26 protein-coding genes, 1 pseudogene and 2 riboswitches are annotated in these 23817 nt (G+C 53.2%); of the genes and pseudogenes, 15 read left to right on the top strand and 12 right to left on the bottom strand.

Annotated features, from left to right (window positions below):
• Positions 1–42: 42 nt before the first annotated feature.
• Both JUF22_RS02725 and JUF22_RS02720 read right to left on the bottom strand, forming a co-directional pair.
• A complete protein-coding gene (locus JUF22_RS02725) occupies positions 43–1356 on the bottom strand; it encodes a nucleobase:cation symporter-2 family protein (RefSeq protein ID WP_203643646.1) in 1314 nt (437 codons plus the stop codon).
• A 185-nt stretch (positions 1357–1541) separates the two neighbouring features.
• Positions 1542–1640: riboswitch (purine riboswitch) on the bottom strand.
• A gap of 49 nt (positions 1641–1689) precedes the next feature.
• Positions 1690–1869 carry a hypothetical protein gene (locus tag JUF22_RS02720; RefSeq protein ID WP_203637758.1) on the bottom strand — a complete coding sequence of 60 codons (180 nt, stop codon included), beginning with the start codon at positions 1867–1869 and terminating at the stop codon, positions 1690–1692.
• 559 nt (positions 1870–2428) lie between these two features.
• Between JUF22_RS02720 and JUF22_RS02715 the strand changes: the two genes are divergently transcribed.
• From JUF22_RS02715 to JUF22_RS02695, 5 genes are all read left to right on the top strand, one after another.
• Complete coding sequence (locus JUF22_RS02715) at positions 2429–3412, top strand: asparaginase (RefSeq protein ID WP_275404343.1); 984 nt, start codon at positions 2429–2431, stop codon at positions 3410–3412.
• A 109-nt stretch (positions 3413–3521) separates the two neighbouring features.
• A complete protein-coding gene (locus JUF22_RS02710) occupies positions 3522–4685 on the top strand; it encodes a hypothetical protein (protein ID WP_203643030.1) in 1164 nt (387 codons plus the stop codon).
• A 447-nt stretch (positions 4686–5132) separates the two neighbouring features.
• Complete coding sequence (locus tag JUF22_RS02705) at positions 5133–5480, top strand: hypothetical protein (RefSeq protein ID WP_203643029.1); 348 nt, start codon at positions 5133–5135, stop codon at positions 5478–5480.
• An 11-nt stretch (positions 5481–5491) separates the two neighbouring features.
• Positions 5492–5746 carry a zinc ribbon domain-containing protein gene (locus tag JUF22_RS02700; RefSeq protein ID WP_203643028.1) on the top strand — a complete coding sequence of 85 codons (255 nt, stop codon included), beginning with the start codon at positions 5492–5494 and terminating at the stop codon, positions 5744–5746.
• Between the two features lie 4 nt (positions 5747–5750).
• Positions 5751–6266 carry an O-acetyl-ADP-ribose deacetylase gene (locus JUF22_RS02695; RefSeq protein ID WP_203643027.1) on the top strand — a complete coding sequence of 172 codons (516 nt, stop codon included), beginning with the start codon at positions 5751–5753 and terminating at the stop codon, positions 6264–6266.
• A gap of 104 nt (positions 6267–6370) precedes the next feature.
• On the opposite strand, the gene JUF22_RS02690 is transcribed toward JUF22_RS02695, so the two are convergent.
• Positions 6371–6565, bottom strand: a complete 195-nt coding sequence (locus JUF22_RS02690) for an LBP_cg2779 family protein (protein ID WP_203637752.1) — start codon at positions 6563–6565, stop codon at positions 6371–6373.
• A 290-nt stretch (positions 6566–6855) separates the two neighbouring features.
• Between JUF22_RS02690 and JUF22_RS02685 the strand changes: the two genes are divergently transcribed.
• The gene (locus JUF22_RS02685; RefSeq protein WP_203643026.1) at positions 6856–7029 is read left to right on the top strand and encodes a hypothetical protein; all 174 of its coding nucleotides are present in this window, start codon (positions 6856–6858) and stop codon (positions 7027–7029) included.
• 567 nt (positions 7030–7596) lie between these two features.
• Here JUF22_RS02685 and JUF22_RS02680 read toward each other — a convergent pair.
• The 6 genes and pseudogenes from JUF22_RS02680 to JUF22_RS02660 all read right to left on the bottom strand — a co-directional run bounded on the left by JUF22_RS02680 (position 7597) and on the right by JUF22_RS02660 (position 12508).
• Complete coding sequence (locus JUF22_RS02680; RefSeq protein ID WP_203643024.1) at positions 7597–7953, bottom strand: hypothetical protein; 357 nt, start codon at positions 7951–7953, stop codon at positions 7597–7599.
• A gap of 645 nt (positions 7954–8598) precedes the next feature.
• Positions 8599–9288: a thiaminase II gene (tenA, locus tag JUF22_RS02675; protein WP_308439782.1), complete on the bottom strand. Its 690-nt coding sequence runs from the start codon at positions 9286–9288 to the stop codon at positions 8599–8601.
• A gap of 21 nt (positions 9289–9309) precedes the next feature.
• Positions 9310–9963 carry an energy-coupling factor transporter transmembrane component T family protein gene (locus JUF22_RS02670; RefSeq protein ID WP_203643023.1) on the bottom strand — a complete coding sequence of 218 codons (654 nt, stop codon included), beginning with the start codon at positions 9961–9963 and terminating at the stop codon, positions 9310–9312.
• Positions 9960–10904 carry an ABC transporter ATP-binding protein gene (locus JUF22_RS02665; RefSeq protein WP_444543453.1) on the bottom strand — a complete coding sequence of 315 codons (945 nt, stop codon included), beginning with the start codon at positions 10902–10904 and terminating at the stop codon, positions 9960–9962. The genes JUF22_RS02670 and JUF22_RS02665 overlap by 4 nt, the downstream gene beginning before the upstream one ends.
• A gap of 21 nt (positions 10905–10925) precedes the next feature.
• A pseudogene (locus JUF22_RS13920) lies at positions 10926–11264 on the bottom strand (ATP-binding cassette domain-containing protein); the annotation flags it as partial.
• Positions 11265–11947: 683 nt separating this feature from the next.
• A complete protein-coding gene (locus JUF22_RS02660; protein WP_203640000.1) occupies positions 11948–12508 on the bottom strand; it encodes an ECF transporter S component in 561 nt (186 codons plus the stop codon).
• Positions 12509–12594: 86 nt separating this feature from the next.
• Positions 12595–12684: riboswitch (TPP riboswitch) on the bottom strand.
• Positions 12685–12905: 221 nt separating this feature from the next.
• Here JUF22_RS02660 and JUF22_RS02655 point away from each other — a divergent pair.
• The 4 genes from JUF22_RS02655 (at position 12906) to JUF22_RS02640 (ending at position 17115) form a co-directional block, all read left to right on the top strand.
• The gene (locus JUF22_RS02655) at positions 12906–14078 is read left to right on the top strand and encodes a D-alanyl-D-alanine carboxypeptidase family protein (protein WP_203643019.1); all 1173 of its coding nucleotides are present in this window, start codon (positions 12906–12908) and stop codon (positions 14076–14078) included.
• Between the two features lie 697 nt (positions 14079–14775).
• The gene (locus JUF22_RS02650) at positions 14776–15945 is read left to right on the top strand and encodes a serine hydrolase (protein WP_203643644.1); all 1170 of its coding nucleotides are present in this window, start codon (positions 14776–14778) and stop codon (positions 15943–15945) included.
• A gap of 584 nt (positions 15946–16529) precedes the next feature.
• A complete protein-coding gene (locus JUF22_RS02645) occupies positions 16530–16859 on the top strand; it encodes a type II toxin-antitoxin system RelE/ParE family toxin (RefSeq protein ID WP_203643018.1) in 330 nt (109 codons plus the stop codon).
• Positions 16849–17115 (top strand): HigA family addiction module antitoxin, encoded by a 267-nt coding sequence (locus JUF22_RS02640; RefSeq protein WP_203643017.1) that lies wholly within the window; start codon positions 16849–16851, stop codon positions 17113–17115. The genes JUF22_RS02645 and JUF22_RS02640 overlap by 11 nt, the downstream gene beginning before the upstream one ends.
• Positions 17116–17163: 48 nt before the next feature.
• Here JUF22_RS02640 and JUF22_RS02635 read toward each other — a convergent pair whose 3' ends face one another.
• Genes JUF22_RS02635 through JUF22_RS02625 form a run of 3 tightly spaced genes read right to left on the bottom strand, consistent with a single transcriptional unit; the run spans position 17164 to position 18928 of the window.
• A complete protein-coding gene (locus JUF22_RS02635; protein ID WP_203643016.1) occupies positions 17164–17832 on the bottom strand; it encodes a chloramphenicol acetyltransferase in 669 nt (222 codons plus the stop codon).
• Between the two features lie 10 nt (positions 17833–17842).
• On the bottom strand, positions 17843–18172 hold the full coding sequence (locus JUF22_RS02630; protein WP_203643015.1) for a GIY-YIG nuclease family protein: 330 nt from the start codon (positions 18170–18172) through the stop codon (positions 17843–17845).
• Positions 18173–18175: 3 nt separating this feature from the next.
• Positions 18176–18928, bottom strand: a complete 753-nt coding sequence (locus tag JUF22_RS02625) for a DUF2087 domain-containing protein (protein ID WP_203643012.1) — start codon at positions 18926–18928, stop codon at positions 18176–18178.
• Positions 18929–19167: 239 nt separating this feature from the next.
• Here JUF22_RS02625 and JUF22_RS02620 point away from each other — a divergent pair, with 239 nt between their 5' ends.
• From JUF22_RS02620 to JUF22_RS02600, 5 genes are all read left to right on the top strand, one after another.
• A complete protein-coding gene (locus tag JUF22_RS02620; protein WP_203643010.1) occupies positions 19168–19983 on the top strand; it encodes an HAD-IIB family hydrolase in 816 nt (271 codons plus the stop codon).
• An 82-nt stretch (positions 19984–20065) separates the two neighbouring features.
• Positions 20066–21361 (top strand): PTS transporter subunit EIIC, encoded by a 1296-nt coding sequence (locus tag JUF22_RS02615; protein ID WP_236000694.1) that lies wholly within the window; start codon positions 20066–20068, stop codon positions 21359–21361.
• Complete coding sequence (locus JUF22_RS02610; protein WP_236000693.1) at positions 21345–22157, top strand: alpha/beta hydrolase; 813 nt, start codon at positions 21345–21347, stop codon at positions 22155–22157. Before JUF22_RS02615 ends, JUF22_RS02610 begins: the two co-directional genes overlap by 17 nt.
• A gap of 70 nt (positions 22158–22227) precedes the next feature.
• Positions 22228–23043, top strand: a complete 816-nt coding sequence (locus JUF22_RS02605) for a Cof-type HAD-IIB family hydrolase (RefSeq protein WP_203642999.1) — start codon at positions 22228–22230, stop codon at positions 23041–23043.
• 80 nt (positions 23044–23123) lie between these two features.
• Complete coding sequence (locus JUF22_RS02600) at positions 23124–23792, top strand: hypothetical protein (RefSeq protein WP_203642998.1); 669 nt, start codon at positions 23124–23126, stop codon at positions 23790–23792.
• Positions 23793–23817 lie beyond the last annotated feature (25 nt).

Below are 23817 nucleotides of genomic sequence, written 5' to 3'. Positions count from 1 at the left end.
TGACTCGGGCAAAGGAACCCAGTCAGTCGTTTAAGTCATACCTTATTTATTTTGAGGTTGGGCGTCGCTGTTGACCTGCGCTTGAGCGGTCGTTACAGCACGGTTCGGCCGCATGTTGAAGATGATATTTAAGAGCACGGCGGAGAAGCTCCCAATGACGACCCCGTTGTTCATCACGATTTGTAAGGATTGGGGCAGAGCTTGGAAAATCTGGGGATAGACGGTGACGCCTAAGCCTAATCCAATCGAGATAGCGGAGACCAACAGGTTGTTGTTATTTTGGAAATCAACTTGTTGGAGCATCCGAATCCCTTGGACCCCAACCATCCCAAACATGACGATCATGGCGCCACCGAGGACGGCGTCGGGGATGACCGTAGCCAACGCGCCAATCTTAGGCAACAGGCCCAGCAACATCAAGAAGGCTGCTGAGAAATACAGCGGCTTACGCGTTTTCACACCGGACAACTGCACGACCCCAACGTTTTCAGAGAAGGTCGAGTAGGGGAAGGTGTTGAAGAGCCCGCCGAGAATAACGGCGATACCTTCCGCACGGTACCCGCGTTTCAAATCCTGTTCGCCAATCTTCTTGCCGGTGATATCGCCTAGAGCGAAGAAGACCCCAGTCGATTCAACCATGGTGGTCAGGGAGACCAGAATCATGGTGACGATGGATGACCACTCAAACTTGGGCGTGCCAAAGTAGAAAAATTGGGGCAGGTGGAACCAGCTGGCTTGGCCGACCGCCTTTAGCGAGACCATGCCCATGGCGCCGGCGATGAAGGTCCCAATCAGGATCCCCGCCAGAATGGCTAAGGACTTGAGAAAGCCCTTGGCAAAGGCGTTTAGCCCTAAAATGATGCCCATCGTGAGGAAGCCGACCAGTAACATTTTGGGATCGCCGAAGCTCTTGGCCGTGGCGTCCCCGCCGCCCAGGTCTTGGAAGCCGACCGGAATCAGCGTGAAGCCAATGATGGTGATGAGAGAGCCGGTCACCACGGGTGGGAAGAAGTTCTTAATTTTAGAGAACCAGCCCGCGCTGAGAAAGACGAAGATGCCGGCGCTGATGATGGCGCCGTACATGACGCCGACGCCGTATTGATTCCCGATGGCACTCAGGGGCGTGACGGCCTGCACCGCACAGCCGAGGACGACGGGTAAGCCGATCCCGGTCAGCGGGGTGCGTTTGAGTTGGAGCAGGGTTGCAACCCCACACATGAAGATATCCGCACTGATTAAGTAGGCCATTTGCATGGCGTTAAAATGAAGCGCGCCCCCAATCAGTAGGGGAACGATGACGTCACCAGAGTACATGGCTAATAAATGCTGGAAACCGAGAATGGCCGCGCGCCACATGGGTAGTGACGGCCCCTTTTCTGATGACGAAACGGATGATGCGGACTTTGTGGACTGCAAGAATGTTTCCTCCTTCTCGTGATGTCCATACGCCGCCAAGGTAATTTTGAAAACAAAAAAGCTCCCTTTGCAAAAAGGGGGCTACTGAAAACTCGCCGACGAACTCTTTTCATCGGCAAAAAGAGTTTCGTCCTCAATTTGCTTATAGTCCAGAGTTTACGGCTCTGGGTAGAAACTCGCCAACCTTATCTTGGCATTATATAGGCAATCACTTATTTTTTTAATGGAATGTCATTTACTTTACCACTGAAAAATAAAAATAACAATACCGATTTAGGAGGCCTTATGTTTCGACCAGAGTCCTTTGAGCCAGTTCCACAAAGATTTGACTAGACCGTTAAACCAAGTCAGGAGCGGGCCCCAGTCGGCAATCCCCCCGGATGAGCTGTACTTTTTGGGGTGGACGTGGACGCCTGGGATGTAGCCTTTTTCTTCGTCTTCTCTTTTGGACATTTTTAACATCCTCTCTGAATTCTAACTTAATTCTATCGCAAATACGGTACAATGTGGATAACGAATCTACTTGGTGGGCTGGGTTCGAATCTTTAGTTCCCTGCAGCGCCTCCGGGCTGGTGAAAATGGGCCGTGACGCTGTGGGCGCACGTCTGGAGCCGAAAGGCGGTCTCCAGACTTACTTTGAGCCTCATAGACCGAGTCTCAAAGATAGCAGTTGCCTAAGCGGGGAACCCGCTAAGGCAACTCCCACGGCTGAGCCCATTTTCACCAGCCCGGAGGCTCACACTGGTTTAGCCCACCCGCCTAGTGGATTATTCTGCCACCAGTCGTTTGGGTGGCTGCGGTAGATGGTGTTGTGCTGAAGTAATCTGATGGCTTGGTGAGTTGAGAAAGAACGCTAGCTAAACCTGTCGAATAGATTATTACGCCACGATGGTCGAGTTTCTGGTAGATTTTTCATGGTCGTTGTAATCAGACTAGACTTACCGCAACATTATTCCGGGGATAACCAATGAAATTCAAAATGTTCAATGAAATTAACTAATACTGAAAGAAGTTGACAACTGTGAAGAAAATTTTAGCCATTCATACGGGTGGAACGATTTCTATGTCGCAAAATGATCAGGGGGAGGTTGTGCCGAACGCGCAGAACCCGATTGCCCAACAGGAAACGATTTTGGCCGGCCGGGTGGAATTGTTTACCGATGAAATGTTTAATTTGCCATCCCCCCACATGACGCCGGTGGAGATGCTACAGATCAAAGAACGCATCGACCAGGCCGAGAAGGATGGGATTGATGGCGTGGTCATCACCCACGGGACGGATACGCTGGAGGAAACGGCGTACTTCTTAGACCTGACCCTGCCCAGCACGATTCCCGTTGTCGTGACGGGGGCTATGCGCTCCTCTAATGAGGTTGGTTCCGATGGCCTGTACAACTTTCAATCCGCCATTGAAGTGGCCGCAGACGACGCCTCACGCGGAAATGGCGTGATGGTCGTGATGAACGATGAGATTCACACGGCCCGCTACGTGACCAAGACCCACACGACTAACGTGGCCACGTTCCGGACGCCAACGTTTGGCCCGATTGGGATCGTAGCCAAGGACCACGCGGTTTATTTCCAGAAATTAATTCGGGAAGATACCTGCAATATTGACCACGTCATCGACCACGTTTACCTGATCAAGGCCTACGCCGGGATGGACGGGAGCCTGTTTGATTTTCTCGACAATGACGAGACGGCCGGGGTGGTCATCGAAGGCCTGGGTGCCGGGAATTTACCACCGAAAACGCTGGCGTCCGTGCAACGGCTGTTAGACCGGCAGATTCCTTTAGTTCTGGTGTCACGGTGTTATAATGGCGTCGCCGAGGACATTTATGACTACGAGGGCGGTGGCATTGAGCTGCGCAAGATGGGGCTGATGCTGTGTCAGGGGCTGAACGGGCAGAAAGCACGAATCAAGCTATTAGTGGGCCTGAGCGCTGGGTTACAGGGCGCCGAGCTCAAACAATTCTTGAGCACCGCCGTCTCCTAACCAGGCCGCGACTACTGACGGGCTATTTCTGTCAATATATGGTAAGATTTTCAGATAAATACGTTTTACCTATTCATAGGCAACGTATACTAAAAAAGGGGGTCGTCATGTGAATTCAATCGTGAATGATTTAAACCGGGCACTGGCCCAACGCTTACTGGTCAACGTTTATCAAACGAACCAGGAGGTCGTCTACACCGGTTACGTGACGACAGTCGGTGAGACGGGCATCATCCTCGCAACCTACGATGATTTTGGGTTGCCGGACGGTGCGGTCTTTCTGGCGCTGAACGTGATCGATGAGGTCGAATTTTCTAGTGATGATCTGGACAATATGTCCTTTCGGATGAAGACGGCGCAAGAAGAGCGCTTCATTCAAGCCGGGGGCCTGACCATGAAATTCGACACCCAACGCGACTTGCGGCGGCAGGTCTTGAGCCACGCGTGGGTCGATCACCTGGTGATTATGTTGGTTTTAAAAAATGATGAACATTTTTATGAAGGCTTAGTGACGAGCGTGGCGAGTGAAGAGGTCGGCGTGCAGTTGATCAATAAATTTGATTATTCTGACCAGCCGGCGATGATTCTGAATCCCGCGGACATTGAAGTCATTGAGTTCCAAGGCAAGGAGTTAACGTTACAGGGCATCGCGGCCCCCCATTTGCAAAAACTCACGCACGTGGAGCAGGTAGCGGTCGAGGACCCGACGCAATTCCGTGATACCCTGCAACAGCTGGCGGGTAAGGATCCTTTGGTGGCGCTGATTCCCAAGCATAACAAGGACCTCTTCTTCGTGGGCCAAATCAACGTGTTGACGGACGATTCAGTCATCATGAACCTGCTCGACATGTCGGGCCAGTTCGGGGGCTACACCCTGATGCGGCTAAGCGATGTGAACGCTATCGTGGTCGAATCCGATTATCTCCAAACGATGCGGCTCTTCTCGTTACTGAACCGGGCGCGCCAACAACCGCTGCAACCGGTATTAAACGATGAACGCCTCTTTGATCCCACGGTGGACCAGTTCCACGAACGGCTGAGTCAGGCCGCGGCGTTCCGGACGATTATCCACGTGAAACTCAAGGACAACGACAGTCAGACCGGTTACCCCAGTCAAGTCGGCGGCGAACGTTTCATTTTCCACGAAGTTTCGGAAGATGAAATCGACCAGGTCGGCAAGGTCTACCGCGTGGCGGACGTGGAGGAGCTGTCATTCGGCTACCTCGACGCCTACCTCACGGAACACCAGTTGCGAGTCGAAGGTGACTTGTAAAACGGGTGCGTGTAAGGGTTTAAATGCGTCTAAGTCATAAAAATAGTTAAGGCATGAGAACACTTCATGTTGGTGACAAACCGTTTAGTTACGGGTTAAACCGGTGTTAGCCGCAGGGATGGTGAAAATGCGTGATCACTGTCAGTGACCAGAGGCGGGCCAAACCGACCAGCTGTGTCGATGGTCTTAACTGAGTGATTTTCTCAGTTTAGAGCATGGGCCGACCTTGGAAACTCACGGGTTTGGTGAGGTTTCAAGTCGAGGCGGAAGACCGCTTCTCAGGCTGGAGCCGGGCCCCACAGCAGGGCCGTTTGAGTCCGCCGTCGGGAACGGCTGTGACGCGCTTATTTTCACCATCCCGGAGGCGTTGATAACGGTAACCCCAAGACTAAACAATGAAATTTGGTGGCGCGGAAGGGCGCTACCGTACATAAGGAGTTTTTTTACATGAAATGGCAAAATTTACCGCGCTGGATTCGCGACACCCTCTCTGTGGTTGGCACAATGGCGGTGTTGTTGATCATCTATGACGCTTTCTTTGCGAAGAACGTCAACTGGGTACTGGTTCCGATTCAAATCGTGGTCGCCTTACTGGCCGTTGGGGTTTGGAGTTACTTTAGCTACCGGAGCCAACAGAAGCGCAAGCTCGCCGAGGAACAGAAGAAGGCCGCTGCCAAGCAACGGGTCATCGACCGGGAAAAGCGGAAGGTCGAAGCGGCCAAGACCGCTGCCGAAACGCGCGAGAAAAACTTGGCGCGGAACCAAGCGCATCAGCAACAACGGCACCACGAATAGGAGGCAGTCTCTTGGCAACAGAGTTAAAATTTTGTCCGCATTGCGGTGCGGCTGTGACGGCGGACGATGACGTTTGCCCACAGTGTCAAACGGATCTCCGGCCCTACCGGCAGTCAGAAGCACCAGTCAAGCCGGCTAGTCAGAAGTTGAACTTGTCCTCGCTGTACGCCAACCCGTATCGTGAGGGGATGAAACGGTTGAAGGACCGGGATGACCAGGCGGCAAAGCCGAAGCATCACTGGCACTGGCCGTGGTCAAAGGAGTGAGTGGATGGCTGATTTTACGGTAATTCGGGGCGACATCACCCAAAGTAAAGTTGATGCGATTGTGAACGCCGCCAATACCACGTTGTTGGGTGGCGGTGGAGTCGACGGCGCGATTCACCGGGCCGCTGGTCCCGAGCTGTTTGCGGCCTGCGTGCCGTTGAATGGCTGTGAAACGGGCGAGGCCAAAATCACGCCCGGGTTCAAATTGCCAGCGACCTGGGTGATTCACACCCCCGGGCCCGTTTGGCAGGGTGGGCAACAGGGAGAGGCCGAGTTGCTCGCGAGCTGTTATCGCAATAGTTTGCGGGTCGCAGTCGCCCATAATTGTCAGACGGTTGATTTTCCGTCGATCAGTACGGGCGTGTATGGCTTCCCGCTGGAAGAGGCGGCGGCCGTTGCGACCCAAACAATCGGCGATGAGTTGGCCCACAGTTCTGGCCTGACCCACGTGCGGTTGGTGGCGTTTGACGATGCCACGGCCACCGCGTACCGGACGGCCTGGAATCGCTTAGCTGATTAAAAATTAAAAGACAAACAAATAGCCGTTTCAGAAAGGTGGCCAGGTGACTGGCGAAACTTTTCTGAAACGGCTGTTTTTAAGTCTAAAATATAAGATGCTGGTTGTTAGTGCGGCTTCGAAGCAATTAAGCCCTTCAACGAGCTCTGTTCTTCACTAGTTGGTTGCAGTTCGCCAGTCTTGATGCCGTGAAACTTCTCAACTGAAATGCGGGAGCCAAAGGCCATCTCTCCGTCTGTCTTATCGTATTTCTTTTGGTAGGCGATGATTGCTTCGGCCAAATCGTTTAATTCTTGACTCATAGATATCCCTCCAAATGATAATCCTAATGACTGCTTAAGTTCATTATACTAAAGTTTTCAAAAATCGGCGGAATAAGTCCCAATATCTGGAAGTTTTTTTCGATAATGCTTGCCCCGAGAGGAAAAATTGCGTAAACTTATACCCAATATGACAATTGGCAGAGTCGGGCCTGTAACCCGATGTGGCGGAATTGTTACTTACTTTTCGCTAGCCTGTCATGGTTTTGCAACATAAACCCTTTAAGCTAGTTAGTAGAATAATTTAGACTCATAACTAGTGAGGTGGCAGGATGAATTTGAAACATGTGATCAGTAGTCTGTTGACGGCGGTCATTTTATTGGCCGTATTCAGCGGTATGTCCTGGTACGCCATGGGCAAACGAACCACGACCCATCAGAGTTCGAGCCCAGTGGGGGTCATCAGTACCCCGCAGACGCGTGCATTTAGCGTGTCTGTCAAATAACGCGGTTAATCCCGCCCCGGGGCCGGATCATCCGGCTGTTACAACTTAAAACTTTGGTAATCATTGTGATTACAAGACTACAGTCACTTGTAGTTTATCAAGCGGGAAAACAGGTCGGCCTTCGGGCGGGCCTGTTTTTCTATAGAAAAGAGTGCGGAGCGGAGCGGTTAGGTTCTGAGCATTAACGTCGGTTCAGTGATGGCCCTGGGCTTGGGCCATTGCTGAACCGGGGTTAAGCGCAGGGACCTGCCTCGCGGAGCACGTTTCGGAGGCTGCCAGGATTGGGGTTGTTCCGTGGAGAATCAGCCGGTTTAAAACAAGACAAAATCCAAGGGCTACCCCGGACTTGGAATGTAGTTGCGTGTAAAGCTAATCCCAATGATAAAAAATCAATCAAAATCAAAAACGCAGTCGCCATAACCTGAGAACCAACTCAGATGATAGCGACTGCGTTTTTAAAATTAGTCAATAATAAACAAGGTTATAGATCCGAAACTGAGTGATCTGTGTCAGTGACCACAGCAGGCCACTTTGAGCCCACCGCCGGGAACGAACAACAAAGAGCAATCAGTTGGAGTGGAACCAGTCGCTTTGATTGCGGCGCACGTCCTTGCGAATCCCAAAGAAGTAAACCAAGAACGCTGCCACGGCAATGCCTAAGATGATGGTCCAGAACCAATTTTGCGTATGAATAAAGGTAAAGTAAGCAAACCCCAACGTGCTTAACCCGATTAAGACCAGGTTGAAAGGCAGATGTTTACTATGGATAAATGCTACTGCTAACCCCAAAATAACGGCGCCACCGAACATGTTGTCACCGCTTAGCTTACTACCTGGGTCCTTGAGCAACGCGTAAATTTCAATTGCGACGCCCAAAATCAGTGCCAGGTAGCCAAAAAACTCCAAGAATGTCAGTCGTTTCATGACGACACCTGCTTTCTCTAATGCGTGTATCCATTATAACGCAGGTTCACCGGGTTGAAAATACAGTTGCTTATGGGTTAAATACAGTGTATGCTTGCGCCTCCGGGCTGGTGAAAATAGGTCGGGGCGCTGTGGGCGCGATAGGTCGTTCCCGGCGGCGGGCTCAAAGCGCTCTGCTGTGGGGTCGGTTCCAGCCCGAGAAGCGGGCTTCCACCTCAACTTTGAGCCGAAGGGCGGTCTCAAAGGTTGTCCCATGCTCTAAGTAGAGAAAATCACTCTACTAAGACCATCGACACAGCTGATCACTTTGGCCCGCCTCTGGTCACTGATATCGGTCAGCTGAGCCTATTTTCACCAGCTCTGCGGCTAACACTGGTTTAACCCATGAACTGGTATTTGGTGGTGTTTGTAACAGTCCCGTCTCTGGTCACTGATACCGGTCTGCCTAGCTTATTTTTACCAGCCCTGCGGTTGACACTAGCTTTAACACATAACCTGGTATTTTCGATTAGTCAGCTAGCGGATTGCTAATTATAAAGTTTTATCCGTCACTTAACTTACCCTATAAGGAGTTATTGCCTGAGTGATTAAACCAATTTCACACCCATGCAAAAAGGACCAGCCCAGTGGCCAGTCCTTCAAACGTTAATTCGTTGTCAGTGACGATGATTTCTTACTCGGCGTCAATGACCAGTCCTCGTGGTCTAGCGCCATTTGCCAGAAGTTTAGTTCGTACCAGCTACTCTTTTCAAAGATGTCTAACAGCTGGTGCGTGTTTTCTGGGGTGGCGACGTAGTTGGCGAGGGCTAATTGGTCCTTCATGGAACCGGTATAGTCGTCCGCGTTGTAGGTGTCGATCCAGGCTTGGTAAATGGGGACGGGGGACCCGGTACCGGCCAATGCCTGACCAATCTCTGCGTACAGCCAGTAACAGGGCAACAGCCCCGCCACCGCACCGGCCGGACCCGCCGTCATCAATGACCGGTAGAGGTGACTGGTATAGGCGTAACCCGTGGGAGCGACGGCGGTATTGGCGACTTCTTCCGGTGTGATATTTAACCGGTCAAAGAAGGTTTGCCGCACCGCAATTTCACCCTGACGGAGACTCTCTGCCCCGGCGCGTAGCTGTTTGACGACGCGGGGGTCCTGGCTTTGGTCGGCGGCTAAATCATGGAGTTTCCCAAATTCGTGGAGGTAGTAATGGTCTTGAATGAGGTAGTAGCGGAACGTGTCGCCGGGTAAGGTGCCGGCCTGCAGCTGTTGGATGAAGGGATGGCGTTTGGAGGCGTCCCAGCTAGCCTGGGTTGCCGCGTGTGCTAAATCAGTAAACATCATGACAGAAACTCCTTTTCTAAATTAGGGTAAACCGATGAAGAGACCGACTTGAACCAGAATCAGACTGATGCCGCAGAGCCACCAGTCGCGGGCCCGCAAGGCTACCGTGACGGCGTGCGTCCGGGGTGCGCCTTCCACAAAGCCGTGGGAGGTCATGGCGGCGGCGAGCTGGTCCGACCAGTTCATGGCGGCCAGAATCACTTTGAAATACAGCTGGGGCGACCAGACGTGGAGCACTTGCCCACGCATCAACGCCGCGGCCTTAATGGTGGCGACCTCCGCTTGAATCTTCGGCATCAGGTTGAAGGCGGCCAGGAAGCCGTAGGCGAATTTCGACGGCAGCTTGGCGTTTTGTTCCAGCGACCGGGTCAGCGTCAACGGGTTTGTCGTTTGGGTGAAGAGCCCGCCCATGTAAACGTAGACGAACATCCGCGTGAAGATGACGATGAGAAAATGGTGGGTGGTCGTTCCCTGGAGCGCTAATGACCAGACTAGGGCGCTGGCGAAGAAGAGCGGCACGACCGTTAGCCACAGGAGGCGTTTCCATTTCACGTGGCCCACGAACATCAGGATTAAACTAATGATGATCAAAGCGACGTTGACCGTCCACACCTGGGTGAAGGACACCTCGAGGGCAATCAGGATGACGAGCGCTAATTTTAAACTCGGATTCATGCTGGGGCCCCCTTGTAGGTGAGATGGTGGTCGGCCAGGGCGAGGTGTAAGGTGATGAGGTCGTCCAGGCCGCTAAGTTGGTGGCTGATCATGATCAGGGTCAGGTGGAGGTCACGCTGAACGGTCGTGAGAATACGCATGACCACTTGAATCGACGCGAAGTCCAGGCCCTTTAGCGGTTCATCGAGGAGGAGAACCGCGGGTGCCATGATCAGCATGCAGAGTAATTGGAGCTTCTTTTGCTGGCCGCTACTGAGCGAGTAGATGATCTGCTCGGTGTGTTCGGCCAGGTTGAGTTGCGTTAAGAGGTCTTGGACCCGCTCAGCCGTGAAGTAGTCGCGATTGCCAAATTTGCGGGAGAGCGCGAGTTCCTCGGCCACGGTCACGTTGAGAAATTGTGAGCTGGCGGCCTGGAACATGAGGCCCACGGACCGTGCGTACTGCTTGCGGGGGAGCTTTTGAATGTCGGTCCCGTCGTATGTTAGGCGTCCTTGGTACTTGCCAAGACGGACCAGCGCCCGAAAGAGGGTGGATTTGCCACTCCCATTGGGGCCGGTGATCAGGGTCGCTTGATGGGCAAATAACGCCAAGTCTTGGGGCGCCAACAATTCACGCTCACCGTGACCGAGGCGTAGTTGCGTGCCCTGTAGACTGACGGGTAGTTCACCCGGTAAGGTAACGTGGGTCAGTTGGAGCTTGTCGGGGGTAAATGCCGCGAACCGGGCCTGCGTATCTGCTGGCGATAAGAGGGTCAGCTTCCCCATATCCAGCACGGCTAAATGGTCCACCCAGCGGTCGTAATTGCTGAGGTCGTGGTCGGCGAGGATGATGGTCTTGCCGCGCTTGGTGCACAGGGCGACCAGCTTTTCGAGCAGGGCCAGCCGCGTTGGCGGGTCGATGCTAGCAAAGGGTTCGTCCAGCAAAATGACGTCACTGTCCATGGCCACGATGATGGCGAGGGCCACCTTCTGTTGTTCACCACCGGACAGCTGCATCAGTAACCGGTCTTGTAAATCGGTGATGCCGATGAAATCGAGGGCGGCGGTGATTTTGGCGGGGATGTCAGCGGGGTCAACGCACTGGTTTTCCAGGGCGAACCGCAACTCGTTTTTCACCGTGTCCATGGTGAATTGTGTGCTGGGTTCCTGGAAGAGCATGGCGACGGTAGCTGCCCGCTTGGTTGGGACAATCTCGGCCAGTGGCTGGTCGTCAAAGGTGATACTGCCGGCGGTTGGGAGCGGGGTGAGCCCCGCAATCAGCTTGAGCAGCGTTGACTTGCCGCCACCGGAGACCCCGGTTAATAAGGAAAACTTGCCACTGGGAAACGTGACGTTCAGGTCATCGAGGACGGGCCGGGAACGCTTGGGATAGGTAAATGTCAGTGAATGAACCGCTACGGTGGCCACAATGATTCCTCCAATTCTACAATGATGTTGCTGGGGTACGCCTTTTACGCGCCTTACCGGTCGGTGAAAATGGACCGTGACGCTGTGGGGAGGACGCCTAAAGCCTGAGAAGCGGTCTTTAGGCTTGCTTTGAACCGCTGAGAAACGCGTTTCAAAGTCACCATTTTCCGAGAAGGTCACTCGAAAAATCCCACGGCTGAGTCCATTTTCACCGACCTCACGGCTGACATGGTGGTGACCAGCAACGTTGGTGGTTACTGGATTCAGGGCCACCTTCACTTTGTGTGGTGGGTGGTCGTGTGTTAGCTGTGATTAATTTGGTATCGAAGCTGTTAAGATTGTGTTCGGTTGGGTAATCTTTGACCCTTGGTGCGGTCAGAGATTGGATGGGTAATAGGGTTAGAAAAATTTTCAAGAATGATTGATGCGGTGAGACCATAGACCATGGCAGCCGTGAGGGAAAAAATTGGCTCAGCCGAGGCTTAAGACCGTTTCTCAGGCTTAAGCCGTCCTGCCCCCAGCGTTCCGGCCAATTTTCTTTTCCCGGTATGGTGCATGACACGCACCCAGATCAATCGTTATTTGACGTTTGGTAAGACGTGCGCGCGGGCCAGCAGGTTGGTGATCAGCTTGGTTAAGACGCCACCGAAGAGGAAGACCGAGCAGAAACGCACCGCGAACAGGAGAATCAGAAAACCAAAGTGGTAAGCGGAGTATCCGCTGCGGACCAGGTCCCAGGCGAAGGTGACAATCGTGGTGGTCAGCGCGGTCAGAACCAGTGTGACCCAATTGTATTTCTTGTAGCGCATGGCGGCGAAGCCAATTTCAGCGCCCAGTCCTTGGACAGCGCCGGAGATCAGCGTGCTAGCGCCCCAGATACCGCCCAAGAACATTTCCACAACGGCGCCGAGAAATTCGCCCAGCGTGGCCGCCCCTGGAATCCGGATGATAAAGCCGGCCAGAGGACCCGCCATGACCCAGACTCCCAGCAAAATTTCGTTAGCCAGGGGTTGGAGTCCAAATGGGGCAAGGGCCGCTGCCAATAACGTGTAAACGGGGTTAATGACCCAGAAAATAACCCCCATAAAAATTGCCAAAATTGTGACCAAAATAATATCTCTAATGTGCCAAGCCTTCATAACCCGATACCTCCTAGAATTTTCTGACAGGGGAGTTCATTGTGAAAAAAATCCCCACTAAGAAAGTGCTTAGTGGGGTTCATTGACAGCATAAAAGTACGCATCCCTTCGCTGGTATTAACCAGAGCAGGTTCAATGGGTTTGATCTCAGCCGTGAGGCACCCCAGTCGTATGTGATTGACTCTAGCGTAACTAATTTGCTGGGTAAATGCAACCATTGCCCAAAATAATCGTGCCTAGTCGTTGATTTATTCAGGATGGAAACGTTTTTTACAGTTTCGTTACGACGGGGATATTTCACGTCTAAAGCGGTTAATCGGGCTATCCGTTGCGGGGCAAGAGTGCTATTCTAATAGTTGGTTATCTTAATTATTATACGATAGGAAGGATTTAACTCATGAGGAATTTACATATGAAACGCGGCCTGATGGCGTTTGCCGTGGCCTTAACGGTCGGCGGTACCGTCAGCGCTGTCGTGCCTGCCAACGCTGCTTCAGCGTACAAAACGGTCAGCACGAAAACTATTAAGAAGACGGCCTACCACAAGAAACATGCCAAGGGGGCCATTTTCAACAAGGCCCACACCCGTAAGGTCAGCAACCTAACGACCCACCCGCACACGACGTGGTACGCCACGAAGCAGGCGACGCTGAAGCATGGCAAGTCGACCGGCATTTATTTCTACGTCAAGAACAGCAAAAATAGTGTGAAAGGCTGGGTTTGGCACGGCTACCTGAAGAAGGGGAAGGCGCCATTCGTCTTGACTAAGGCCAAGGCGGCGGTTGCCATGAACGCCAAGACGGGGAAGGTCGTTTGGTCCAAAAACGCCAACACCGCGCGGCCCATCGCGTCCGTTTCTAAATTAATGACGTTATATCTGGCCCTGAAGAAGGTTGATGGCAAGACCAGCAACTGGAACCACAAGGTCAAGATTACCAGCCGTGGCTTGGTTTCCATGAGCCGGAGTGCCGACTGTGGCGGCTTCCATTTCAAATTGAATCACAGCTACACCGTCAAGCAACTGTACTACGCGGCCTTCTTGGATTCGTCCAACAACTCCGCCATCGCGCTGGGAAAATGGGTCAGCGGCAGTAACGGCAAGTTTATCAAGAAGATGAACGCCCAAGCCAAGTCCTGGAAATTGGGCAAGGCCCACTTCGTTTCGGCTTCCGGTCTGGAAAACAGCGACCTGCGGCGGTACGGTTACGGCTACGGTAAGGCCAACGCCAACAAGGTTTCCGCCAAGGACGTTGCCATCATCGCTCGGCACCTGATCACCAGCTACCCGCGGATCTTAAAGGATGGCAAGATTGGCTCGATGAAGGTCAACGGTCAGGTCTGCCACAACTACAACAACCTGTTGAAGGGGCGGAAGTATTACCGCGCCTCACTGAAGGTCGATGGGTTGAAGACGGGTTACACGCCGCTGGCTGGGTACTGCTTCGTGGGTACCGGTCAGAAGAAGGGCAAGCAACGCGTGATTACCGTTGTGTTGCATGATGAGAACGAGTTCACGGAGACAAAGTCCTTGATGGATCACGCCTACCGCCTCAGCAGCATGAACAACTAATCCTGGTTTGGGCTTAAACTTGTGTTTTGGACAGCGCCTCCGGGCTGGTGAAAATGGGCCGTGGCGCTGTGGGCGCACGTCTGGAGCCGAAGAGCGGTCTCCAGACTTACTTTGAGCCGCTGAGAAGCGCGTCTCAAAGATAGCAGTTGCCTAAGCGGGAAACCCGCTAAGGCAACTCCCACGGCTGAGCCCATTTTCACCAGCCCTGCGGCTGACACTGGTTTAGCCCGCCGGATTGGTTGTTCTGCTTCGTGAGGGGTGACTGGTTACTGGAGGAGTATCCGCTCCCGTTACCTTGGCTCGCCTCTGGTCACTCCCACGACCGACCCAGTTTTCCCAGCCCTGCGGCTGACACTGGTTTAGCCCGCAGGATTGGTCGTTCTGCTTCGTGAATGTGGTTGACTGCTGGGGTTGTGTTGTAGTGGCTGGTCAGATTCATATACTTTAGATAAAATTGTTTTGAAAAGGTCCTACCGAGAATTCTCCTTGGTAGGGCCTTTTTCGTGGCTTGAACTGTGTCTGCTGGATGGGGCCTAATCGTTAACCACCCTAGTTATTTAGCCACCAACTTGTGGATTACGGTAAAGTTACGTCCCCAACAAGTAAGTTACAGTTGGCTTGGAATCCTTGTGGGAACGGCGTTTGTCGTGTTAGGGTGACTTATATAAAGTTTTTAATGAGGAGAGGACTACATATGATGAAATCAGGAAAAGCCAAGTGGCTGGTGCTGGCATTAATGTTTGTATTGACGTTGGGTGCCGGGCTGAGCTTGCAGGTGACTGCCGATGCGGCCGTTTATTCTACTGTGTCGACGGCGACCATGACCAAGACGGCTTATCACAAGAAGAGCACGGCGGGGGCCATTTATAATCAGGCGCATAATCGCAAGATTGCTTCGTTGAAGACTTACCCCAACACGACTTGGTACGCCACGCAGAAGGCGACCTTGAAGCACGGTAATTCTAAGGGCATTTACTATTATGTGGCCAATAAGTCTGGTTCCGTGAAGGGCTGGATCTGGCACGGTTACCTGACCAAGGGGAAGGCGCCATTTGGTCTGAAATACGCCAAGAACGCCATTGCCATGGACTACACGACGGGCAAGGCCGTTTGGTCCAAGAGTGCCAACACGGCGCGGCCCATCGCGTCCGTTTCCAAATTGATGACGCTGTACCTGGTCTTACAAAAGGTTGACGGCAACGCGTCTACTTGGAACCAGGTCGTCGACACCAGCAGCAAGGGCCTGATTGCTATGAGCAAGAGCAGCTCCTGCGGTGGCTTCCTGTTCCAAACGGGGCACAGCTACACCGTTAGAGAGCTGTATGACGCGGCCCTGTTGGATTCTTCCAACAACGCGGCAATTGCTTTGGGCGAATGGGTTGCCGGCAGCAATGCTAAATTCATTCAACAGATGAACGCACAAGCCAAGAGTTGGAACCTGGGTAAGGCTAGTTTCGTCTCGGCTTCCGGGCTGGAAAACAGTGACTTGAAGGCCTTTGGTTACGCCTACGGGACAGCCAATGCCAACATGGTTTCCGCCAAGGATGTGGCGCTGATTGCGCGGCACCTGATCCAGGACTACCCGCAAATTTTGACCGATGGCGCGGTTGGGTCAAAGACCGTTGATGGCCAACTTTGCTACAACTACAACAACATGCTGTCTGGTCGGAAATACTACAAGGCTTCATTGAACGTTGATGGCTTGAAGACCGGGTACACGCCGCTGGCTGGGTACTGCTTCGTGGGGACTGGTCAACAGGCTGGTAAGCACCGGGTGATTACCGTGGTGCTGCATGATATTAACGAGTTCACGGAAACGCAATCCCTGATGAAGCAAGCCTACAGCTACAGCAGCATGAACGCTTAATCCTGGTTGGGGTTAAACTTGTGTTGTTGCAGCGCCTCCGGGCTGGTGAAAACTGGGCCTGGTCGCGTCCGTTCCCGGCGGCGCGCTCAAGGAGCCCTGCTGTGGGGCCGGTTCCAGCCTGAGAAGCGGGCTTCCACCTCAACTTTGAGCCAAAGTTCTGTCTCAAAGGTTGTCCCGTGAACTAGGCTGGAAAAGAACTCCAGCCAAGGTCACCGACACAGCTGGTCACCTTGGCTCGCCTCTGGTCACTCCCACGACCGGCCCAGTTTTCCCAGCCCTGCGGCTGACACTGGCTTAGCCCGATTAAGCGTCATCCTGTCCGTGTGGTGGACTGGTCAGATAGATTGATTGTCATTTAAACTGACTAATAACTACTAAACGTCATCCTTAAACAATGGGATGGCGTTTTTTATTTTAGTATTCAACTAGTGTTGGGGTGATTTGGTTGTTGGGGCGTTTGCTATCTTTTTACCGATTTACTCTGTATGATAAATAAAGGTAAGGAAAATAAAAATTTTGCGGTTCTTTTACGGAGTTATCTTGTAGGGGCTGAAAAGCTCAAATCAAAATTGCGAGGTAACTTAATGGAATTAGACTTTGAAAGTCACAAATTGGGTAAAATTTTTAATACTCATGTGAGTATGGTCAAAAGGTTTGGCCCTTTGATTGCGCATGGGGTTGAAAAAAGACTGGCTGAGATTCAGTCAGCGGAAAGGCTGAGCCAGATTTCACATTTGCCGCCTGCACGGCTTCATCTGCTGCTTGGAGATTTACAAGATTTTTATGCGGTGTCAGTTACGTCAAACGTTCGCTTAGTATTTTACGGCTTAGATATGTATGGAAAACAAATTGTAGATAAAGAACGAATTACAAAAATTGTTATAACGAAAGTGAGCGATTATCATGATAAATAACCGAGAAACCTACAAAGTCCCCGTGCCAATAGCTCCGGGGGAAACCTTACAAGAATCCATCGACCTGCTACAGATTTCGCCAGCAGCCTTGGCCGAAAAGACTGCGGTATCTGTCGATTATGTCCAGCGGGTGTTGGCCGGAAAAGCCCGCATCACGCCCGAATTTGCCACGGCGTTGACACAAGTCGTTGATGTCCCGGCTGCGTTTTGGCTTCGGTACGACCAGAACTATCATCAGGCTTTAGCCGAACAATAGCGGACAAATAAAGCGCCTCACGAGAAAAATCTCGTGGGACGCTTTTGTTTAGTCGACCAACCAAATTTCTGGGTGATCGAACGCATTTTGTAATTTCGTGAAAAATTGACTCACTTGGTAGCCGTCCGCGACCGCGTGGTGGATGGTCACAGAGAGGGGCATTTGCCAGTGGTCACTTTCGTTGATGAACTTGCCGGCCTGAATGACCGGGAAGAACGTGTTCAATGGCGTGAAGGGTAGCGGCGTGTAACTGGTGAAGTGCGTCCAGGGGATGCTGCCAATCATATAAGTGTTGGCACTCTGGGGCGCCTTGGCCATTGGCGTGTGCAAGTCGCCATACTGGGCCTGGTCTGCCAGGTAGTTTTGGTAAAACTGGGCGAAGTTGGCATCGTAGGCCGTCCAGAGACTCGAGATGGTGTGGTCGGTGTGCATGACGGAATAGCTTGGGTGGAGCACCTCGTAGTGCATCAGTTCGCCGTCGTCGGTCCGACTCACCCGGAACTCGGGCATCTCGGTAATCACCCGGGAGACCAAGTAGAGGTACGCCGGATTGAATTTTAAATCGCGGGCGGCGAGCCAATCCTTGGTGACCGTCACGTCGAGGTCGGCGCTCACGGTAAAGCCGGTCGGCATCATTTTGGTGAAATAGTAAAAGTATTCCCGCCGCGACCAGGTAGCTGGGTCGATGGGGGTGGTTGTCGTGTTTAATGGGTTCATGGAGACTCCTTTAATGTTGGTTATAGGCCGGGTGCAGCTTGTCGAGCCACTCGGCTTTGAGGTCACGTAGTTTTTGGCGAAGATGGTCGACGTCGGTAGCGTCCTTCTTCCAGAGCACGCTGTAACTGAACTGGTCGGCGCCTAGCGCGTTCCAATCCTGTTGGAGTGGCGTGTCGTGGTAGAAGTTGCCGTTCAGGTTGGTTTGGTAGTAGCCCCACCGGTTGTGGAGGTTGGGGGCGACGTCGATAAAGGTTTGGCCAGTTTGGTCATTTTTGATTTGAATCACGCCGTAGAAGGTGGGCGTGGCTTTGTACTGTTGAATCAAGTCTTTTTTGTTCATGAGTTACTCCTTGTAACTGGGATTCCGCCAGTAGTCGCTGCCGTCGGTGGTACGTTCGAAGAAGTCGTAATCGACCAGGTAACGGCGAATCAGCGGATAATCCGGATAGATGGGGCGAAGCAGGTCGTTGAAGCCTGCCTCGGTGAAGTGTTGGTCTGGGGAAATCGTGCTGGTAATGCGTTTGAGCACAGCCAGAATCGCCTTCTGGTGCTTGGGCCACCGTTTCAGTTGCAGCGGTTCGGTCGACTGGAAGAACTTGGCGACGAGCTGCTGGTATTCGGTAGTCGTCATGGCAAAGCGGTCGTCCTCCGTGCCAGCCTGATTGGGAAAGCGGACCAGAGTGTCGGCTACGGCCGGTTGGTTAAAGACCTGGTCGTAAATGGCGAGGTATAGCTTGGCCTGCTTGGCCTTCTCCCGGAAGGTAAACTTCTGGTGGCGAATGGTCGCGGCGGCCACACCAGTTGCGGCGGCAATCTCGGCGTCTTTTTGCCCGGTACTAAAGGCGGCCAAGAGCTCGCGTTGCTTAGCAGTTAGGGTGTTGTACTTACTAGCATCGTTGATCAACAGTTGAACGGCATCCGGGTGCTCCTGGGCGACGTGCTGTTGGATCATTTGGGCTGCCTGGTAGAATTTGTCAGCGACCGGGAAAACCTGGTCGGTGGCAAAGCTGGCCTGACAGTAGTTGCAGACGTATGCCGTGGTGGTTTGGTGCCATCCCTGTTCAATTTCGGTGAGGGAAAGGTCTTGTAAATTCATGATGATGCCTCCAATGGGTCTTAGTGTACAGATGTTTATCAAAACTGTCAACATTTATTTAAAAAACGTATATTCACAATAAACAAATAAATAAAACGGCTGTTACGCTAAGCCTGGCAAATGCTTCAGCACTTAGCTAGTTAATATCATTAAATTTATAAGCAAACATCGTTGCGAAGCGGCTTGCGGCCAGGTATGATGGGTGCAAGTTAGCTTTACCAGAAGGGGAGATGGGTGGCGTGACACCAAGGTTGATAGCGACGGACTTAGATGGCACATTTTTAGATAACACCGGGCGCTACGATGCGCACCGGTTTGAGGCACAGCTGGCGGTGATGGCCCAACGTCAGGTCCACTTTGTGGTGGCCACGGGGGACCCACTCGACCATGCACAGGGCCTCTTTGCGCCGTTGAAGAATCGCGCGGCCATTACCTACGTAGTCGAGGACGGCGCGCTGATCACGACGGCCACGGGGCAAGTGCTCAAGTGTGCTGCGATTCCCACGACGTTGTGGCAGGCGGCGACCACCTGGATCAGTCAGACGCCCGTGATGGCGGACTGCTTCGTGATTGCCTGTGGCTGGAAGAAGGCCTACACGCAGTTGCCGGTCGACAGCGAACGTTTCAAGGAATCGCAGGCCTTCTACCCCAGCCTGATGCACGTGGATCAGTTAACGACCGTTGCCGATGGCATTTTGAAATTAGACTTGACCTGGCTGAAGACCGACATCGCGCCCCAAGTTGCCGCCTTTAATCAACGTTTCGTGGGGAACCTGCGGGCAACCAGCAGTGGCCTGGGCGGCATGAACGTGACACTGCCGGGCGTCAACAAGGCCGCGGCCCTACAGTATTTAGGGGACACCTGGCAAATTGGGTCCGCCCAGATGGCCGCCTTTGGCGACTCCGGCAACGATGCCGCCATGCTCGAGCTGGTGGGGCAAGGATTTGCCGTAGCCAACGCGGCACCGGAAGTCTTACGGGAGAGTCGCCAGCAAACGCCCGACACCAACGATGAGGGGGCCGTCTTGAACCAGATTGCGCGCTGGCTAGTTTGAGTTGCTCGCGTTCTAACCGAATGTCCAGTTGCGGCAAACGACCCGCTGCCGGCATACAATGACCGCAGTGGGGGTGAGTGACGTGCAAATCACAACGAGCCGTTTGGGGACGGCACTGGTTGCGTTGGAGGTCAATTGCCAGCGCAATCGACAGGTCGCGGCGATTCGCCAAGCGTTGCGGCTGATTTTTCCCATTATTCTATTGGGTAGTTTGGCGGATTTTATCGACCAGGCCTGGCTGCAACGGACCGGGTATTTTTATCAGACGTTACATGTGGCGACCTGGGTGCTGCAGCTCAAGGTGTTGCGGCAATATCTCCGCCTGATCAGTGCGGGGACGCTGGGACTGGCGGCCATCCTGATGGCGTTTGCCGTGAGCTTTTATCTGGTGGCGCCAGTGACTCGGCAGGCCACCAATCGGCTGATGGCCGGGATGACCGCCGTGATCAGTTTGAAATTCTTCAACGTCAGTCGACCGTCAGTCTTGGGCCTCCGTGCAATCAAATGGGCGTCGGCCAACCTCGGCCTACAGGGGATTCTGATGGGCATTCTGATTGGCCTCCTCGTGGGCAATAGTTATCGCTGGTTCCTGGTCCGCCACGAGACGACCGGTCTGACGGGCCCGTTCCTATTGATGAGTGGCTGGCTGCTGGGAACCACCGCGCTGGGCCTACTGTGGGTGACCACCCAGACGGTCAGTCTAAATGCGGCGTTCGTGAGCGCCATTCAGTGGCCGTTTCGCTTACCGCATTTCATCTTGGGCCTGCTAGGCTATAGCGGGCTGACCAGCCTGTATGCGTGGTTAGGGGTGCTCGAGCCCATCACGCCGAGCGGGCAGACGGTAGCGACAGCACAAAATTTAGAGGCCGTCTTGAACCATGCCGGCTGGCAGTTGCCCCATCCCGTGACGCTCCACACCGTCGTTGACGTCTACGCCAACTTTGGCGGGACGGGGATGTTGCTGGGACTCGTGCTGGCCATCCTGCTGGTGCACGGCCACACGCAGCATCACGCCGTGGCGTGGCTGAGCCTGGTCCCGACGCTGGGGAACTTCGGGGCACCGCTGATGGTGGGTCTGCCCGTGATGCTGAGTCCCATCTTGGGCATCCCGTTTCTTCTGGCGCCACTGGCCTGCATCAGTGTTAGCTGGCTGTGTCTGCGTCTGGCCTGGGTGCCCGCGGTCGCGTATCCGCTGTTGACCGGGACGCCGGGACCCTTACTGGCGTTCTTGGGGACCGGCGGCAGCTGGACGGCCCTGGTCCTGGGACTCGTGAACCTCGCCCTGAGCACGGCCATCTACTATCCCTTTGTGAAATGGCACGTGCAGGCGCAAGCGCAAACAGCGGGGGAGGTGGCCGATGATGACCCACGCAATTAAACGCGGCTTTATCGTGGTGCTGGGCCTCTTGGTCTTGCTTAGTCTGCCAGGCTTTCTCTGGCGGCCCCAGCAACGCAGCGAGGTCCGCAGTCACTATCAAACACTGATGGCGCCCGTCTTTCTGGTGCCCGGTTCGAGTGCGACCCAGAACCGCTTCAACGCGCTGGTCAAGGAACTCAACCGGGAAACGCCCGCGACCCACAGTCTCTTACGGGTCGAGGTCAAGACGACGGGCCAACTGGTTTACACCGGTCGCATCCAACCGGGGGACACACGGCCGTTCATCGTGGTCGGCTTTCAGAATCATCACGATGGGGCGCAGAACATTTTAAAGCAGGCGAAATGGTTTGCATTGGCCTTTAATGCCCTGCAGAAGACGTATAAGTTCAATCATTTCTCGGCAATGGGCCATTCCAACGGCGGCCTGGTCCTGACGCTATTTATGGAAAATAGTCTGGATCAACGGGCCGTGCGGGCCAACCGGCTGATGACGATTGCCACCCCGTTTAACCTGGAGGAAGACGACGCGACCGTGGATACGCCCCTGTTCAAGATGCTGGAAGCGGGGCGGCAACGGTTGCCCCGACAACTGGTCGTCTACTCGATTGCCGGGAGTAAGACCTTCACGGGGGATGGCATCGTGCCATTTGACAGCGTGAACCGCGGCAAGTATTTATTTCAGGATCAAGTTAAGGGATTCACGCAAATTACCGTGACCGGTGCGAACGCTAACCACGCGGATTTGCCTGAGAATCAACAAATCGTTGCGCTCATTCGCCAGGACCTTTTGTCCTAATCATGGTTTATTTCACAAGCCGTTACGTGTAAACTAGGGGCATAAGGAAAATTACGGAGGCCAACAACGAATGATAAAGATGATTGCGCTCGATTTAGACGAGACGTTACTCAATACGGATAAGACCATTAGTGAAACCAACGCCGCAGCCCTGCGGCAATTACACACTGCGGGAATCAAGGTGGTGCTGTGTACCGGCCGACCCATCAATGCCATTTGGGGCTACCTGGAACAACTGGGGCTGACCACGGCTGAAGATTACACGATTACCTTCAACGGGGCCCTGGTGATTCAGAACACGACCAAGGAAGCCTTGGCCCAGAGTGGGTTGAGTCGCACGGACTTCAAGCCGTTGCACGCCTTTGCGGCAGCCAACCACTATCCCTTGGACGTCTTGGACTTTGATCAAGTCTATCCCGTCGCTGATTTAACGCCATCGGTTTATCAACAAATGTTGAAGGCCCCCATGACCTTTACCCCGACGCCGTTTGCAGAATTACCCGACCATCTCTTCAGTAAGGCCGTCATGGCGACGGACCCCGCCACGCTGGATGAAGTCGTTAGCAAGCTGACGCCGGAGCTGACCGATCTGTATCATGTCGTGCGGTCACAACCCAAGATTTTGGAATTCTTGGCCGCCGACATGGATAAGGCCGTGGGATTGGGCCAACTGTTGACGCATTTCGGTTGGGACTTCAGTAACCTGATGACCTTCGGGGATGCCGAGAACGATTTGGGCATGATCAAGGCCGCCGGGGATGGCGTGGCTATGTTGAATGGCCAACCAGCCGTCAAGGATGCCGCCAACCACATCACGCCTAAAGACAACAACGACGCTGGGGTTGCGGCGTACCTTAAACAAACCTTTCCAGAATTATTAAGCTAGAAGCGGTAGCGCTTGCATTTAGACCGATAAACTGGCAGTATAAATGGTGTATAGGATTAATCTTAAGGAGGATTTTGGTCATGAAACGTTTGATGGTGAAACTTGGATTAGTAGTACTTGCAGCGGGAACCCTGGGTGGTGTCGCTGCACCGAGCGCGGCTAGTGCTAGCACGAAGGCTAAGCCCGCAACCTTTACGAACACAGACTTGAAGCGTTACTACAAGAATGCTAGCTCGAAGACGGCTTTTTACTTTAAGTCATACAAGTCTAACGGAAAAACCGGGACGTTACTGATTTTTGGTGACTTCAACGGCAAGAGCGCCAACGTCAAATATGGTGTGCCAACCTCTATTAAGGTCAGCAAGAACAAGCGGACGTTGACGACCAAGTACAAGTTGATCGAATTTAAGACGACCGACAACAAGACGACCACGTCATTGACGAAATCAACGTACACGTTTAAGCTGACGAAGAAGTCCAGCACTAAGTTCAGTACCAAGGTAACTGGCACGAAGCTCAACCGGCGTTTAGCCTCAGCCACTGGCAAGACTTATTCTTACAGCAAGGTCAAGAAGAGTCCCGCCGCTGCTTACGCTAAGAAGTACGTGAAGCCAGCCATGCAAAAGCAATACACGGACATCTTTAACAACACCGATGCCCTGACCGCAGCACAAAAGAAACAATACGCCACGGAATACACGAACAACGCTGTTAAGACCATGATCAACAACTTTAACTACAAGGCTTAATTGCGATTAAAAAATGAGCACGCGT

It is taken from the genome of Levilactobacillus lanxiensis, from assembly GCF_016861655.1.
Lineage (GTDB): Bacteria > Bacillota > Bacilli > Lactobacillales > Lactobacillaceae > Levilactobacillus > Levilactobacillus lanxiensis.
The sequence above is the reverse complement of the archived record's forward strand: the minus strand, read 5'-3'. Positions and strand labels throughout refer to the sequence as shown.

Coding starts and splice junctions, on each gene's coding strand:
- JUF22_RS02645 (WP_203643018.1), top strand. CDS start 16,530: ATGGAATTAGACTTTGAAAGTCACAAATTGGGTAAAATTTTTAATACT.
- JUF22_RS02690 (WP_203637752.1), bottom strand. CDS start 6,565: ATGAGTCAAGAATTAAACGATTTGGCCGAAGCAATCATCGCCTACCAA.
- JUF22_RS02720 (WP_203637758.1), bottom strand. CDS start 1,869: ATGTCCAAAAGAGAAGACGAAGAAAAAGGCTACATCCCAGGCGTCCAC.
- JUF22_RS02600 (WP_203642998.1), top strand. CDS start 23,124: ATGAAACGTTTGATGGTGAAACTTGGATTAGTAGTACTTGCAGCGGGA.
- JUF22_RS02650 (WP_203643644.1), top strand. CDS start 14,776: ATGAAATCAGGAAAAGCCAAGTGGCTGGTGCTGGCATTAATGTTTGTA.
- JUF22_RS02610 (WP_236000693.1), top strand. CDS start 21,345: ATGACCCACGCAATTAAACGCGGCTTTATCGTGGTGCTGGGCCTCTTG.
- JUF22_RS02605 (WP_203642999.1), top strand. CDS start 22,228: ATGATAAAGATGATTGCGCTCGATTTAGACGAGACGTTACTCAATACG.
- JUF22_RS02630 (WP_203643015.1), bottom strand. CDS start 18,172: ATGAACAAAAAAGACTTGATTCAACAGTACAAAGCCACGCCCACCTTC.
- JUF22_RS02695 (WP_203643027.1), top strand. CDS start 5,751: ATGGCTGATTTTACGGTAATTCGGGGCGACATCACCCAAAGTAAAGTT.
- JUF22_RS02625 (WP_203643012.1), bottom strand. CDS start 18,928: ATGAATTTACAAGACCTTTCCCTCACCGAAATTGAACAGGGATGGCAC.
- JUF22_RS02680 (WP_203643024.1), bottom strand. CDS start 7,953: ATGAAACGACTGACATTCTTGGAGTTTTTTGGCTACCTGGCACTGATT.
- JUF22_RS02665 (WP_444543453.1), bottom strand. CDS start 10,904: ATGGACAGTGACGTCATTTTGCTGGACGAACCCTTTGCTAGCATCGAC.
- JUF22_RS02670 (WP_203643023.1), bottom strand. CDS start 9,963: ATGAATCCGAGTTTAAAATTAGCGCTCGTCATCCTGATTGCCCTCGAG.
- JUF22_RS02685 (WP_203643026.1), top strand. CDS start 6,856: ATGAATTTGAAACATGTGATCAGTAGTCTGTTGACGGCGGTCATTTTA.
- JUF22_RS02635 (WP_203643016.1), bottom strand. CDS start 17,832: ATGAACCCATTAAACACGACAACCACCCCCATCGACCCAGCTACCTGG.
- JUF22_RS02655 (WP_203643019.1), top strand. CDS start 12,906: ATGAGGAATTTACATATGAAACGCGGCCTGATGGCGTTTGCCGTGGCC.
- JUF22_RS02660 (WP_203640000.1), bottom strand. CDS start 12,508: ATGAAGGCTTGGCACATTAGAGATATTATTTTGGTCACAATTTTGGCA.
- JUF22_RS02725 (WP_203643646.1), bottom strand. CDS start 1,356: ATGTGGCGCGCGGCCATTCTCGGTTTCCAGCATTTATTAGCCATGTAC.
- tenA (WP_308439782.1), bottom strand. CDS start 9,288: ATGATGTTTACTGATTTAGCACACGCGGCAACCCAGGCTAGCTGGGAC.
- JUF22_RS02640 (WP_203643017.1), top strand. CDS start 16,849: ATGATAAATAACCGAGAAACCTACAAAGTCCCCGTGCCAATAGCTCCG.
- JUF22_RS02705 (WP_203643029.1), top strand. CDS start 5,133: ATGAAATGGCAAAATTTACCGCGCTGGATTCGCGACACCCTCTCTGTG.